The 15,129-nt window shown below is 41.8% G+C and carries 15 protein-coding genes and 1 pseudogene; 7 read left to right on the top strand and 9 right to left on the bottom strand.

Annotation, left to right across the window (positions count from 1 at the left end; all coding sequences use genetic code 11):
- Positions 1 to 8 precede the first annotated feature (8 nt).
- From K6969_RS06250 to K6969_RS06220, 7 genes are all read left to right on the top strand, one after another.
- Positions 9 to 761, top strand: coding sequence for an ABC transporter ATP-binding protein (locus K6969_RS06250; RefSeq protein WP_029173099.1), 753 nt, complete (start codon positions 9 to 11; stop codon positions 759 to 761).
- Positions 762 to 2,732 (top strand): ABC transporter permease, encoded by a 1,971-nt coding sequence (locus tag K6969_RS06245; protein WP_171943152.1) that lies wholly within the window; start codon positions 762 to 764, stop codon positions 2,730 to 2,732. It begins immediately after the preceding gene.
- A gap of 91 nt (positions 2,733 to 2,823) precedes the next feature.
- Positions 2,824 to 3,075, top strand: a complete 252-nt coding sequence (gene relB, locus K6969_RS06240) for a type II toxin-antitoxin system RelB family antitoxin (protein ID WP_029173101.1) — start codon at positions 2,824 to 2,826, stop codon at positions 3,073 to 3,075.
- Positions 3,059 to 3,325 carry a type II toxin-antitoxin system RelE family toxin gene (locus K6969_RS06235; protein ID WP_029173102.1) on the top strand — a complete coding sequence of 89 codons (267 nt, stop codon included), beginning with the start codon at positions 3,059 to 3,061 and terminating at the stop codon, positions 3,323 to 3,325. The genes relB and K6969_RS06235 overlap by 17 nt, the downstream gene beginning before the upstream one ends.
- Before the next feature lie 38 nt (positions 3,326 to 3,363).
- The gene (locus tag K6969_RS06230) at positions 3,364 to 4,032 is read left to right on the top strand and encodes a DNA-binding response regulator (RefSeq protein ID WP_171943153.1); all 669 of its coding nucleotides are present in this window, start codon (positions 3,364 to 3,366) and stop codon (positions 4,030 to 4,032) included.
- The gene (locus K6969_RS06225; protein WP_029173104.1) at positions 4,029 to 4,970 is read left to right on the top strand and encodes a sensor histidine kinase; all 942 of its coding nucleotides are present in this window, start codon (positions 4,029 to 4,031) and stop codon (positions 4,968 to 4,970) included. The genes K6969_RS06230 and K6969_RS06225 overlap by 4 nt, the downstream gene beginning before the upstream one ends.
- Positions 4,971 to 5,044: 74 nt before the next feature.
- Positions 5,045 to 6,553: a phosphoglucomutase gene (locus K6969_RS06220; RefSeq protein ID WP_029173105.1), complete on the top strand. Its 1,509-nt coding sequence runs from the start codon at positions 5,045 to 5,047 to the stop codon at positions 6,551 to 6,553.
- 62 nt (positions 6,554 to 6,615) lie between these two features.
- Here the strand turns inward: K6969_RS06220 and xerS are convergent, their stop codons facing one another.
- From xerS to K6969_RS06175, 9 genes and pseudogenes are all read right to left on the bottom strand, one after another.
- Complete coding sequence (xerS, locus tag K6969_RS06215) at positions 6,616 to 7,686, bottom strand: tyrosine recombinase XerS (RefSeq protein WP_029173106.1); 1,071 nt, start codon at positions 7,684 to 7,686, stop codon at positions 6,616 to 6,618.
- 116 nt (positions 7,687 to 7,802) lie between these two features.
- Entirely contained in the window at positions 7,803 to 8,249 is a 447-nt protein-coding gene (locus K6969_RS06210; RefSeq protein WP_414820585.1) for an adenylyl-sulfate kinase, read from the bottom strand.
- Between the two features lie 85 nt (positions 8,250 to 8,334).
- Positions 8,335 to 9,193: pseudogene (locus K6969_RS06205) on the bottom strand (IS630 family transposase); the annotation flags it as partial.
- A gap of 295 nt (positions 9,194 to 9,488) precedes the next feature.
- Positions 9,489 to 10,229, bottom strand: coding sequence for a DUF3307 domain-containing protein (locus K6969_RS06200; protein WP_029173923.1), 741 nt, complete (start codon positions 10,227 to 10,229; stop codon positions 9,489 to 9,491).
- 3 nt (positions 10,230 to 10,232) lie between these two features.
- Positions 10,233 to 10,901: a SatD family protein gene (locus K6969_RS06195; protein WP_029173924.1), complete on the bottom strand. Its 669-nt coding sequence runs from the start codon at positions 10,899 to 10,901 to the stop codon at positions 10,233 to 10,235.
- A 181-nt stretch (positions 10,902 to 11,082) separates the two neighbouring features.
- On the bottom strand, positions 11,083 to 12,657 hold the full coding sequence (gene ffh / locus K6969_RS06190) for a signal recognition particle protein (protein ID WP_002935002.1): 1,575 nt from the start codon (positions 12,655 to 12,657) through the stop codon (positions 11,083 to 11,085).
- A 12-nt stretch (positions 12,658 to 12,669) separates the two neighbouring features.
- Complete coding sequence (locus tag K6969_RS06185; protein ID WP_014735854.1) at positions 12,670 to 13,002, bottom strand: putative DNA-binding protein; 333 nt, start codon at positions 13,000 to 13,002, stop codon at positions 12,670 to 12,672.
- 142 nt (positions 13,003 to 13,144) lie between these two features.
- The gene (locus K6969_RS06180; RefSeq protein ID WP_321537490.1) at positions 13,145 to 14,275 is read right to left on the bottom strand and encodes an ISAs1 family transposase; all 1,131 of its coding nucleotides are present in this window, start codon (positions 14,273 to 14,275) and stop codon (positions 13,145 to 13,147) included.
- 152 nt (positions 14,276 to 14,427) lie between these two features.
- Complete coding sequence (locus K6969_RS06175) at positions 14,428 to 15,126, bottom strand: GntR family transcriptional regulator (RefSeq protein ID WP_029173264.1); 699 nt, start codon at positions 15,124 to 15,126, stop codon at positions 14,428 to 14,430.
- Between the last annotated feature and the right edge of the window lie 3 nt (positions 15,127 to 15,129).

The following is a 15,129-nucleotide window of genomic DNA, read 5'->3' as shown; positions in this document are numbered from 1 at the left end:
GAGTAACTATGTTATTAGAAATCAATCATTTAGAAAAAGTTTACCGCACGCGCTTTTCGAAAGAGGAAACTCGTGCCTTGCAAGATGTGGATTTTAAGGTAGAAGAGGGCGAGTTTATCGCCATCATGGGTGAAAGTGGATCAGGTAAGACGACTTTGCTCAACATCCTTGCGACCTTAGACAAGCCTACGAGAGGTTCTGTTATCTTAAACAATCAAGACATCACCAAAATCAAGGAAAGCAAGTTGGCCGATTTCCGTTTGCGTAATCTAGGCTTTGTCTTCCAAGATTTTAACCTCTTAGATACTCTTTCTATCCAAGACAATATCTTTTTACCACTGGTTTTGGCTCGCGCTAGTCATCAAGAAATGGAGAAAGGTTTGAAAGCTCTGGCGCCAAAACTACGCATTCAAGATTTGCTGAAAAAACGTCCTTTTGAACTATCTGGTGGACAAAAGCAGCGCGTGGCCATTGCTCGTAGTTTGATTACCCAGCCACAGATTGTTCTAGCGGACGAACCGACAGCTGCCCTAGATTACCGCAATTCGGAAGACTTGCTGAATTTGTTTGAAGAGATTAACCGTGACGGTCAAACCATTCTCATGGTGACCCACTCGGCCAATGCGGCTAGTCACGCCAAACGGGTACTCTTTATCAAAGATGGTCGCATTTTCCACCAATTGTACAAGGCAGACAAGAGCAATCAAGACTTTGCCAAGGAAATTTCACTCAATATGTCTGCACTTTTAGGGGGTGAGTAGATGTTTTACCTCAAACTTGCTGGGCAAAATATCCGAAAATCCATGGGTGTTTTTGCTCCCTTCGTTTTAGCCAGTCTGGTTCTCTTTACCTTGATTTGTTCCATGTTCTTACTCATGCTGAGTCCAGTAATGAAGACCATGGGCTCAGGTGCCATTTCTATCGGTCTTGGTGTTGTTGTTCTAACCATTTTCTCGGTCATTATGGAGATTTATAGCTTTAATTTCTTGATGAAACAACGGGCGAGGGAATTGGGTCTCTATAACATGCTGGGGATGAACAAGAAAAAAGTAGCCTTGATAGCTAGCCTCGAATTGATGATGATTTTCTTGCTAGTTGTGGTTCTTGGTTCTGTCTTAGCTGGAGTTTTTTCAAATGTTCTCTACTTGATTTTTGTCAATATAACACATTATAGTGATTTGCATTTTGGAATAGATCCTCTGGCCTTTGTCATGACCGCCTTTCTCTTTGCTGGTATTTTCTTTCTCTTAGAATTGCTAGCCATTCGGACCATTGGCAAGACCAGTCCGCTGATTTTGTTCCGTGCCAGCGAGAAGGGGGAGAAGGAGCCACGTGGCAATGTCCTTCTGGCTGCCCTTGGTGTAGTGGGACTGGGTGTTGGATACTACCTATCACTTTCATCTAAAGCAGAAGGTCTAGCTGTTATCTATCGGTTCTTTATCGCTGTGCTCTTTGTCATTGCGGGGACCTATCTGTTCTACATCAGCTTTATGACTTGGTATTTGAAGACTCGTCGGAAAAACAAGCGGTATTTCTATACGCCAGAGCATTTCATTACGACATCGCAGATGATTTTCCGGATGAAGCAGCACGCAACGGGTTTGGCCAATATCACACTGCTTGCGGTTATGGCCTTTGTGACCATTGCGACCACAACCTCCCTTTATACAGGCATGAGCAGTATGACAGGTGCACTATATCCCAAGGAAACATCTATTACCTATCCTGTTTCGGATAGAAGTCAAGGTGAAGCTGCCTATCAGCAATCGGTGTTCAGCCATTTCCCAGAAAAAGCCAATGACAATCTATCCTACCTGACCTATCAAGCTGGCTTGGTCTATGATGGTGGCGAAGAGATTGTCATTAGCCCAGAAACCATTTCCAATCCAGATTTTAGCAAAATGGCCTTTACCTACTTCATCACCCAAGATGATTTCAGGAAGTTGGGCAATGACCTGCCTGAGCTAGCTGCCAATCAAGTTGCTTTTATGCGTCCGAGCGAAAAACCATCGCTGAAGAAGCTCGTTTTGGGCGAGCAAACCTTTGAGAATGTAGCCAATCTTGACCAGGCTATTTTCCCAGACATCATCAATACGCTAAATGCCGCCGTTATGGTAGTCAGTGATGACACAGTATTGGATGCTGTTCGTAAGTATTATGAGTCCAATAATCCGCAAGGCTATCTTGTTAGCCTTGACTACCGTGTCTTTACTGATTTGACCAAGGAAGAAGTAGCAACAGTTGGTGAGCAGGCAGGTAATATTTATACTATTTCCAATGAAAATGAGGAATATGTCGGAAATATCATGCAACGAACAGACTTCAACAATATGCTCATGGGCTTTACAGGCGGTTTCCTCTTCACTGGTTTCTTGCTGGGGATTAGTTTCCTACTTGGTGCAGCCTTGATTATCTACTACAAGCAGTACTCAGAAGGACATGAAGACAAGAAATCCTACAAGATTCTACAAGAAGTGGGCATGAGTGCAGCAGCGGTCAAAAAGACCATTAACTCCCAAACACTTACGGTCTTCTTTATGCCTTTGGTCATGGCGACCCTACACTTTGTCATCGCCCTTGTCATGCTCAAGCAAATGCTACTGAGTTTTGGTGTTACCTCATCACTAATGATTTACACAGTCAGCGGCATCACCCTACTGGCAGTCGCTCTGATTTACTTTGTCATTTACAAGTGGACCAGTCGCACCTATTATCGTATTATTGAACGGTAGAAGAAGTCTCGCCTTGTGCGAGATTTCTTGCTTTTTCAGGGAAATGGTGTTACAATGGTAATACCAAAGGAATACTCGAAGAGGTGAGAAAATGGCAGCTATTACATTGAAAGTTTCTGAGCAGGACAAGCTATTTATGCAGGCTATGGCAAAGTTTGAAGGTGTCAGTTTGTCAGAACTCATTCGGACTAAAACCCTTGAAGCCCTTGAAGATGAATACGATGCCCGTGTGGCTGACATTGCTTGGGCAGAATACCAAGAAGACTTGGCGAATGGAATTGAGCCGATTAGCTGGGAGGAAATGTTGGAAGAGTTGGGGTTGACGGATGAAGACCTGTTATAAACTCGTACCGACTAGTCGTTTTATTAAACAGTTGAAAAAGTTGGACAAATTTACCCAAAAACAGATTACCAACTACCTGTCCAGTCATGTGACTGACAACCCCAGACAATACGGAAAAGCCTTGACTGCCAATCGTTCTGGCCAATGGCGGTACCGTATCGGCAATTACAGGGTCATCGTCTGCATTGAAGATGATAAATTGATCGTAACAGCCCTTGAAGTCGGGCATCGAAAAGAAGTATATAAATAAAAAGCCAAGACCTGTGTCCTGGCTTTTGCAGAATGAAGATGATGAAAAAAGAGAAGATTTATATTGTTGAAGATGATGAGATGATTGTCCAGCTCTTGAAGCAGCATCTGGGAAAATCGTATCAGGTAGAAAGTGTGCAGAATTTCCGAGCAGTTAGTCAGGAAGTTGCGGAACTCAAGCCAGACTTGGTGCTGATGGACATTAGCCTACCTTATTACAACGGTTTTTACTGGACGACAGAAATCCGTAAAACCATGACCATGCCCATTATCTTTATCTCTTCTAGCGATGATGAGATGAATGCAGTTATGGCCATGAACATGGGTGGCGATGATTTTGTTTCCAAGCCTTTTTCACTAGGGGTTTTGGATGCCAAAATCGGAGCCTTCCTGCGTCGGGTCAATCAATTCAGCAAATCAACTGATTTGTCAATTGACCAGTTTCAACTTAGTTTAGACGGACGATTTACAAACGAATCGGAACAGGTTCAATTGTCTCCTACGGAAACCAAGATTTTGTCCGCCTTACTAGAAAGACAAGGGCAGATTGTCAGCAAGGAAGAACTTTTGGAAAAACTCTGGGAAAATGAAGAATTTATCGACCAGAACACGCTCAATGTAAACATGACCAGACTGCGTAAGAAGGTGAGCGAGGTCGGTTTTGAACGTATCCATACGGTTCGTGGTGTGGGGTACTTGGTCAAATGATAACAAAATTTATCCGTGAATATCGGAGTTTTTACTTCTCCTACATTGTTCTGGCTACTAGTTTTATCTTGCTCTTCTATCTTTACCAACTCCCCACAGAATTCCTGCAAAACGCTCTGCTATTGTCCCTAACCCTCTTAACCCTACTGACTGCAGGACTTTTCTGGAAGTTTCGCAACCGCATGAGAGCCTTGGAAGACTATGTCCATGAAGAAGCTCTGCCCCTGCTTAATAAGCCTGTGGACCTTGCCTATCTCAACTTGATTGAAGCGGAGAAGGAGGCGACGCGGGAGCAGCTCCTGGATTATAAGTCATGTGAAGAAGACCTGCAAGCTATGGTCAAAATGTGGTCCCATCAGATGAAGGTACCTTTAGCTGCCCTGTCTTTGATGAGCCAGACTGACAATCTCAACCAGCAGGATGTCGACCATCAGCTTTTGCGGTTGGATAATTACATGGCCAATCTCCTCAACTATCTCAAGCTGACCAGTCATTCCAGCGATTTTCGATTTGAGCAGGTGGAAGGCAGAGAAGTAGTGGTGGAAGTGGTGAAAAAATACCGCAACCAGTTCTTGCAAAAAGACATTTCAGTGATCATCAATGGAAATTGGCTACTGAAAACCGACAGAAAGTGGCTTAGTTTTGCCCTATCACAGATTATCGACAACGCCCTCAAGTACAATAAGACTGGTGGTAAGGTAGTCATTGAATTGAATGAGGGGATTTCCATTTCCGATACGGGAATTGGCATTTTGGCAGAAGATATTCCACGTCTGTTTGATGAGGGATTTACAGGTTTTAATGGCCGTGAACACCAAAAAGCGACAGGATTTGGATTGTATCTGACCAAGCGGGTCTTGAATCAGTTGGAACTAGCTATTTCCGTGGAAAGTCAACTGGAAATTGGGACAACTGTAAGCATCACAAAAGTACAGTAAAAACTGTGCTTTTTTAATTTTGAAACCGCTTTAAATTATGATATACTTGACATAGTTTGAATTAGGAGGTTACTATGTCCCATCATCACGTCTTGCAAAATGGATCAGATATTCGTGGAATTGCTATCGCTACAGACGAATATGCCGTCAATCTCACGCCACAAGCCACCAAGGAAATCGTCCGCGGACTGATTCATTGGCTAACTCAGAAGCCAGAACTTGCTCAAGCCTATCAAGTAGGACAACTCAAGATTGGTATCGGCCGAGATAGCCGCCTCAGCGGTCCAGACTTGGTCGCAGCCTTTACAGAAGAAGCCGTTCGTCTGGGCGTTCAGCTGATTGACTTTGGCATGGCCACCACGCCAGCCCTCTTCATGAGCACCCAGTATCCTCAGTTCAAGTGCCACGCTGGTGTCATGATCACTGCCAGCCACCTGCCCTATTACTTCAACGGCATTAAGATTTTTTCGGAAAATGGCGGAGCAGAACATGAAGATATTGACTTCATCCTCTCACATAGTGAAGATTTGCCAGCTTCTTCCCTTGGAAGTGTAATCACCGCAGATCTGATGACGCCTTACTCCCAAGACCTCGTAGGCAAAATTCGCTCAGCCTGTGCCGGACAAGAAAAACCACTGACAGGTCTTAATATCATCGTCGATGCTGGAAACGGTGCAGGCGGATTTTTTGCTGAGAAAGTGTTGGCAGAATTGGGAGCAGATACCACTGGTTCACAATTCCTAGACCCAGACGGCACCTTCCCAAACCATGTTCCAAACCCAGATAACAAGGAAGCTATGGAAAGCATTCGTCAGGCTGTCTTGAAGCAAGGTGCAGACCTAGGCATTATCTTTGATACCGACGTTGACCGTGCCGCCCTGGTCACCAAGTCAGGAGAAATTCTCAATCGTAACAACCTGATTGCCGTTCTCAGCCAGATTATCCTAGCTGAACATCCAGGAACCAGCATTGTGACCAATTCCCCAACAACTGAACACCTGAAAATCTTTATCGAAAGTCTTGGCGGTAAGCAAATCCGCTATATTTCAGGTTACCGTAATGTCATCAACCGTGCTATTTTAGCCAATCAAGAGGGAGTTGATTGCCAGTTGGCTATCGAAACCTCTGGACATGCTGCCTTTAAGGAAAATTACTTCCTCGATGACGGAACCAATGTGGCGGCTAAGATTCTCATGCTCTTACCACAACTGCAAGCGGAAGGCAAGTCCTTGGACGACTTGATTGCCCAGCTTAAACAACCACTGGAAACTCAAGAAGTGCGTTTCAAATTAGAAGTGGCAGACTATCGAGCACTTGGTGAACAGGTCATTGCTGACCTCCGCCAAAACAGCCTCGAAGGCTTTGCTTTTAACCCAGAAAACGAAGAAGGGGTGCGGTTTGACCTGACCGAGCCTTATGGTGACGGCTGGCTCTTGCTCCGTATGAGCCTCCACGAGCCGCTCTTGGTCTTGCAAGTGGAGAATGATCAGACTGGCTATATTCCTGCTGTTTTACAAACTCTCTCAGCCTTTTTGGACCAGTACCCAGCAGTCAATCAGGAAAAATTGAAAGCATTGATTTAATGGAAAAAGGAGTAAGTTTTCGCTTACTCCTTGAATTTTTACATAATTTATTTTACGCAAAATTATAATTTATCCAGAGCATTTTTTTGCTCATCGTTGACGATATGGGTATAGAGGTCAGTGACTTGGGTATTGGCATGGCCCAGTTGGTGACTGACCAGAACTTGCGACTTGGTGGCGTCGTAGAGCCGAGTTGCTAAGGTGTGACGGAGTTTGTGGGGGGTTACGCGTATCTTGAAGTCCGCAGAATACTTAGCCACCATTTTCTCAATGGAAGAAGCGTCGATGCGGTTAGGCAGACCACGGTACTCAGACAGGAAAAAGGCCGTATCCGTTTTCTCAGCCTTGTAGCGTTGTTGACGGATGCTCATATAGGCTTCCAAATAGGGCTTAGCAAACCCAGCCACATTGACCGAGTCCCGTTTACCACCCTTACGCGTCACCTCAATAATCATCATCTTGAGGTTGACATCACGGAGGTCCAGATTGACCGCCTCAGACAGACGAACACCAGATGCCAAGAGAAGTGCCAAAATCGCCAAGTCTCGTTCCTTATTTTTTTGGAAGGAGGAGAGGGCACGTTTGGAGAGATTGACCTGGTATTCCTTGTCCACATAGTCCAAAAACTCCATCGTTTCATCGCCCAAAAAGAGCTTCTGCTTGATATTCTCCGCCCGAGCCGCCAAGGTTTCCTTCTTCTTCTTGGTGGACACCTTCTTCATGACATTGCGGTAGAAGTAGGGCTCACCCTGATCATTTTCCACTTCTTCGGTTAAATACTTGAAGAGACTAGAAAGGGCCGAGAGGGTACGGTTAATGGTGGTCTGCGACACACCATTCTGCGTGGTATTGGCGTTCAGCAAGGGACGCTCCCGCAGATAAAGAATAAAGGCCTCCATATCTTTCTTGGTCAGATGTTCCAGAACATCCAGAGGAATGTCAGCAATCCGTTCCACAGATACCAAATCCGAATCCTGCAACCACTCAAAAAAACGACGGTATTCTTTCAAGTATTCATATAAGGTTGTGAAACTGTAAGGCACAGCCAGCTTTGATTGGTAATATTCCAAGACATACCAAGGCATGATTTCTTTTAGCTGTTCAATTTTTTCTAGTAATAACTCACGACGCATGTATTTCTCCTGATTTTTGTTATATGAGTAGTATAGCATAACCTTATATAAGTTTCAAGAAAATTATAGTTTTTCGGAAAGATGCAGGTGGGTAGTTAAACGAATTCCCCGTCTAACTAAATAAACTCGCTGAGTTTTTTTATCTCCCTTGCAACATCTTCTGGCTTCAAACTGTCTGTGTTTAACCTTTGTCCTGGAATCTGACTTTCAAAAGATTTTAAACAAACATCAAGATGTCTTTTGGCCCAGATGTTGTCTTCATTGACTCGATTATCTAAACGTTCTAAAATGGTTGTTTTGTCAGCTAACAAAATATAATGTTCCAAAGGAATCTTATCCTGTATCAATTGCTGAATAATCTCCTGATAATATTCTTTCTTATAGATTGTCATGGGAATAATAATAATCTTATCGGTTTTAGTCGCTAAATCAAATACTATTTTATAAGTACTCTGTCGCCAAATGGAATAATCTTGAAAATCTTCAGGACATACAGTCTGAGGTAATTGATGTTGTAAGAAATCACCTAGTAACTCGGGATCATAGAGATATGAGTTTTCTATTCGTTTGTGTAATATATTTGCTAAAGTAGTCTTTCCGACACCGAATGGGCCATTTAATACTCAACAAAAATCAAAATCAAACCAATCAAGTGTTTTTTAACCATCGTCTACTAACAATTGGTTTTAAAATAGACCAATCTAACTCTCGTATCACTTCTTGAAGCTTGTTTATCACATCATCTAGTGTTTTAAAAGCTTTATTCTTAAACCCTCTCTTTCGAATCTCAGCCCAAACTTGTTCAATTGGATTCATTTCAGGAGTATAGGGAGGAATAAACTCAAAACCAATATTATGTGGTTTCTCTAAGGTACTTGATTTATGCCAAACGGCATTGTCCATCACTAATAAAATATAATCGTCAGGATAAGCTTCAGATAGTTGTTTGAGAAAAACATTCATCCAATCTGTATTGCAACCCCCAGCGATAATGAAGAAGGACTCTCCTGTATGGGCATCAATAGCACCATAGCAATAGCGATACTCACGAATATAGTGGCTATGTACATGCGGTCTCACCCCTTTTGGTGCCCAGGCCTTTCCAATTTTACTAATCCGACCGAAACCCGCCTCATCTTGATACATTAGTCTGACTTTATGATAGCGACGACTATTCTTGAAGCGCTTTCCTATTTTCGTGAATGAAGATTTTATTTTTAGACGCTAGAATCGTTTCGGCGTCTGCTTTTTTAGGGTGTTCTGGTCTTGGCGTCACTTTGCGCCAACCATGGCGTTTCAGAAGGGCATAGAATCCTTCCTTGGTCGTAGGGTGTCCAACCCGTTTCTGATAAGTTTCGTAGAGAGAGTTTATGGTCACAAATTCGCCATTTAGTGAAGCTGTTAACTGTTCTTTTAGAAATGCTTCCTCTTCTTGAAGGGTTAAATATTGACGGTTCCGTCCACCTCGCGTTTCTCTTACTAGAGCTGAAATCCCACCAAGCTCATACTTGCCTTGTAAGGACCAGATTGTATACTTTGAATAGCCGATAAGGTTAGTGATTTCTCTATAACTGAGACCTTCGGCTCTGAACAGGATTACTTGAAGTCGTCTATGAAATGGGGAATAGGTTTTATCTTTCAAATAAGTTTTTAATTCGTTTGTTTGTTCGATAGTAAGTTTCATAAATCTATTATACGTTAGTTTTTGTTTTTTGAACAGTATAACCAAATAATCATATAGTATTCCTTTCTATTTTCACAAAAAAAGTTTACACAAAATAAATTATGTAAACTTTTTTCTTTTATAAAATCAGTAAAACGTACAATACTAGGACACTAATGATACTAAATAGCGAACCAATTAAATAGTATTCAGCAAAGGCTTGGCTTTTGGATATTTTATCATAGCGTGCGATGGATTTTGCTGTAAATACCAGCCCGATAGCTGTGTATTGCCCCAGAAGTAGAAAAATCCCCATTATGAGGCGCTCCAATTGTCCAATCAAGGCTCCTGCACCTGTCACAGTCTGCTCTTCTTCTCCTTCCGCTACCTGATATTTGCTAAAGTAGAGTTTGAAAAGAATATTGACGGGCTTGCTGATTAGGAGTATAAAAAGGATTTGCAGGAGGAGATAATTTGGTTCAATCCAGAGTGAGTGTGAAGCGACATTGACACCGATAGTGTGATAAAGAATGATGATTGAGCTGATATGTAGCAATTGGTCAGCTAAGAATGCTCCAGCTTCCCAGGAGTCCTTTATCCAATGGTGTTTGTTGAGAAAATATTTGACATAGTCAATTGCAAGATGGCTCAGCCAAACTTGAAAAAATAAATCTCCGTTTTGAACGGGGGTAAGTAAGGCTAGAATAAGAAGAGGGAGAGAAACAATGAAAAGGTGCATGAAGAGAGCTCTCAAATGAAGCTTTTTAGCATCTGCTAGTGCTTGACTTTGGAAGGTAAAATCACTTAAAAAGTGGGCAATAAGCAAGGCGGTTAAAACTGGATGTTGAATAAGATAGCTAGAAATAACTGAAAATGACATGCTTTATCCTTCTTTCTGACTGAGCTGGAGAATCAAATTCATGGCAGTTTGACGATTACGCAGGTAGAGTTTGATTCCGCTGGATTTCAAACGTTTGGTAAAGGCGCTTTGACTGAGTTTCATTTTCTCAGCAATTGGCTTTTGTGTGAAATCTTCTTGATAGATTTTTTTGGAGATTAAGGTCTCAAACAGATCCGTTTGCGAACGATTCCAGGCAGCTTTGATGAAATCGCTAGAAGTTAGCAAGGAGTTAATCACACGATCGATTTGCTTGTATTCAGATGAAAATGCAATTTTGCTGGTGCCATAGTCATGGTTGTCATGAATGAAGTCAATAGCCTTGCGTGCTTCCCAATAAGCTGGACCATCTGCTCCAATACTTAGCTTGGGATCGATAGCTGTTAGAATCTCACCCAAACCAATTCCAAATCGAATCTCCACCTCATCACGAAAGGCTAGTTGGATTTGGTCAATTATTAAAAAAATATAAGGGTTAGGCTTGCATAAGGCTTGAAATTCATCTCCCTTTGTAATGGTAAATGGCGATGCGAAGTCCTGAGCGAAGGAATGATTGATTCTATTCAGCTGCTGTTTTAGCCGCTCTTGAATACTAGAGCGGTTTGGAGTCTGTTTTGAATTGACAATATCTCCTATTATTGCGATATAATTCATAATTTGTCCTCTGATTTTTATTATAACGGACATTATAAATATTGTCCATCAAAAAGGACATTTTTAATTATTTCCGTTATAATGGAAAGTGTTGGGGTTCAAAAATCATTTTTTCTGCTTTGCTACTTCTATTTTATATTGATGTATCTACTTCTTCGAATAAAAAGCCAAAAAGAAGAGATTATTTTCTCTTCTTTTTGGCTTTCTTGATTTTATTTGCTTGGCGTTTCATGGCTTGTTTCATAGCAAACTCTCCGATTCTACCTTTCAAACCGCCTCCAAACATTTGGGACATGTCTGGCATACCAGCTCCTCCCATCAGTTGGCTCATATCAGGCATGCCTGCACCGCCCATCATATCTTCCAGAGCAGACATATCCATACCGTTCATGTTTGGCATGTTTTTAGGGAGATTATTTGGGTTGATTCCCATTTGTTTCATCATTTTGTTCATGTCGCCTGACATGACACCCTGCATCATGGTTTTCGCTTGGTTGAAATCCTTGATAAATTTATTGACTTCGACAAAGCTATTTCCAGAACCGTTAGCAATACGACGACGACGGCTCGGTGTCAACAAATCAGGATTTTCTCGTTCGGCTGGTGTCATAGAAGATACGATAGCTCGTTTTCGTGCAATTTCACGCTCGTCAACTTTCAAGTTGGCAAGGGCTGGGTTACCAGCCATACCTGGAATCATCTTCAGCAGGTCTTCCATTGGTCCCATATTTTGAACTTGGTCCAGCTGATCAATGAAATCGTTGAAATCAAAGGTATTCTCACGCATTTTTTCAGCGAGTTCTAAAGATTTTTTCTCATCGTATTCTTTGCTGGCTTTTTCAATCAAGGTCAGCATGTCACCCATGCCCAGAATACGCGAGGACATACGGTCTGGGTGGAAGGTTTCGATGTCGGTGATTTTTTCACCAGTACCGGTAAATTTGATTGGCTGACCAGTAATGTGACGGACAGACAAGGCTGCACCACCACGTGTATCGCCGTCAATCTTGGTCAAAATCACACCAGTAATAGCCAGTTGATCATTGAACTCACGCGCAACGTTGGCAGCTTCCTGACCAATCATGGCATCGACGACCAAGAGGATTTCGTTTGGCTGAGCAAACTCTTTGATTTCTCTCAATTCGGCCATAAGGGCTTGGTCAATCTGCAAACGACCGGCCGTATCAATCAGAACGTAGTCATTATGATTAGCTTTGGCTTGTTCTAAACCTTGGCGTACAATCTCCAGGGCAGGGACTTGATTGCCCAACTCGAATACAGGTACATCAATTTGTTGACCAAGGGTCTTCAACTGGTCAATGGCAGCTGGACGATAAATATCGGCAGCAATCAAGAGTGGACGGGCATTTTCTTCCTGCTTGAGTTTATTAGCTAACTTACCTGTGAAGGTCGTTTTACCAGCCCCCTGCAATCCAGCCATCATAATGATAGTTGGAATTTTTGGTGATTTGATAATTTCTGAAGTTTCAGAACCTAATACAGCCGTCAATTCTTCATCAACGATTTTGATGATTTGTTGAGCGGGGTTCAGGGTTTCAATGACTTCGTGACCAATGGCACGTTCACGTACTTTTTTGATGAAATCTTTTACAACTGGAAGAGCAACGTCGGCTTCTAGTAAGGCCAGACGAATTTCCTTGGTTGCTTCCTGAATATCACTCTCAGAAATTTTTCCCTTACGACGCAGATTTTTAAAAACATTCTGTAAACGTTCCGTTAAGCTTTCAAAAGCCATATACTTCTCCTCTTACTCTCTATTATCAATACTGGTTAGAATGGCGATTTTCTCCTTCAAATAAGCATCTTCTGGATACTTATTCAGCATTTCATCGAAAATCTGACTACGCACCACATAGTCAGAATACATATGCAGTTTCATCTCATAATCTTCCAGTAATTTTTCTGTTCGTTTAATGTTATCATAGACCGCCTGACGGCTGACTTGAAATTCTTCAGCAATCTCAGCCAAACTATAATCATCGGCATAATAGAGCTCGATGTAGTTCATTTGCTTGTCTGTTAGCAAGGCTGCATAGAATTCAAATAAGGCATTCATTCGGTTGGTTTTTTCAATTTCCATAAACTTTATTATATCAAAAATTCCATATTTTATAAATAAGAAAATCCGTCATCACCACGCCATACGCATGAAAACTTTCTTCTCTCCTTTTGTCCCCGGAAATAACTGCTTTAAACTTAGTATCTACCTTTATACAAGCACCTTATCCTCGATGTCCAAATAATTGTGGCAGGTAATCCTCCAAATGGACAGAAATATAGCGTTGTTTGCGACGGTAACTCAGCTGCTCCTTAGGGAATGTCATATTTTGTAAAAGATGAAGACAGACCTTACGAATAGCATTTAAATTGAAAGCAGCTCGTTTATCTAAGGTTTGGTTCTTATCTTCTCGGTAAACCACATCTAACAACCAATGTAGGCTCTCAACCGACCAATGACCGCGAACAACCTGTGAAAAAGTCTGCGCATCACTCTTGAAACTGAGGATAAAGTATCGAACTTCTTCCGTGATGATACCGTCTTTATCAATGGTATTCTTAGCCATACCAATTCCACGAAGTTTTTTCCATTTTGGATGGCGTTGACTCAACCATTTCACATCGTGAGAAATCCAGTAATCCCTCACCTCAATCTGACTGCGTGCCTTTTCAACGGTCTGATAATGACTGCCTTTCGCCGTCAACTTAGATAACAATTTGGCATCGCTAAAATAGAGGTCAATATCCTCATGGAGATTGCCTTGATTTCCTTTGACTGCCAAGCAATAATCACCCTTACCGCCGATAATCACATCCACTATATCAGTCTGTGTTCCCATCGCATCAATCGTGACAACACTCTTACGAAGGTCTAGCTGACGCAAGAGGCGAGGAATGGCTGTGATTTCATTACTTTTATCCTCAACAGCTACCTGACCAAGACTAAGCCGATTACCACCATCATAGGCAGTGACAATATGAGTAGGGGATTGGTGTTTTCCTCGGTTCCCCCGAATCGTTTTTCCGTCAACGGCAATCAATTTTGAAAAATCAGTTGCTTCAGAAGAGACTTCAAAGGACAGTTTCAGTTCCTTTAAGAAATCTGGATTGACCATACTCACAACACGTTCCAAAGTGTCATGAGAAGGACAGCCGACACTCAAGTCAACGTATTCTCCCAAAACAGATTCGTTCATTTCTATGAAATCTTCCATCTCTTTCCACGTTTCAATCCCTGCCAACTGACAAGCGAAAACTAGAAAGAGAATAGTAGATAAAGGATAGCGGATTTTCCATGCTTGACGGCTATCATACTCTTCTTTGTGCTCTTCTATGGATAAAAGAAAATCAATCATTGTAGTTCACCTCTATTCTAGTGTACTACTTTGATTGAGGTTTGGTTATGATTTTCGTTTTCTGAAAACGATTTTTTCTTCATGCGTTTGGCGTGCCGTCATCACTAGAAAGATTACGGATTTTAAAAATGTTTTACATAATTATTTTTATGTCAATTGTTTTCTAAATAGAATTCGAAACGTTCTCCAACATACTGACTATTTACAAATTCAAATGCTTGACCATCCTCGAGATAAGATACTTGTTTTAGTGCGAGAATAGCCTGGTTTTTAGAAATTTGTAAATATTGAGCTACTTTTTCATTGGCTAAACGCGCAAAAATGGTTTGTTTGCTTGTTCCAATCCGATAACCATTGTCCATAAGTGTTTTAAAGAAATGGTTGGTAACATCTTCTTTTGGGACATTTTTTATCAAGCGTTCAGGAATGCTGGCAACCTCATACACGACGGGAACATTATCTGCATAGCGAACCCGCTCCATTCGAATAACATACTCGACACGGGATAAACCTAATTGTTCAACTTCTTTTTCATTAGGTTTGGTTCGTGTATAGGACAATAATTTGCTGCTTGGCGTCTTTCCTTGGAGTTGTACTAATTCAGTAAAGGAAGTCGTGCCTCGCATCTTTTCTTGAACCCGTGTGCTGGCGACATAAGTACCGGAACCAATCTTGCGTTGTAGAATACCTTCTTCCACTAAAAGTGTGATTCCTTGACGGAGTGTCATACGAGAAACACCAAATTCATCTGCTAAATCGCGTTCACTTGGTAAACGTTGACCAATTTTCCAGATTCCGTTATCGATTTGTTCCTTAATTTTATCGTGAATTGTGATATATGCTGCTTTCATTTA

The organism is Streptococcus suis (genome assembly GCF_019856455.1).
In the GTDB taxonomy this organism is placed as follows: Bacteria; Bacillota; Bacilli; order Lactobacillales; family Streptococcaceae; genus Streptococcus; species Streptococcus suis_AE.
Note: the sequence above shows the minus strand (reverse complement) of the source record. Positions and strands in the feature narration are given on the sequence as shown.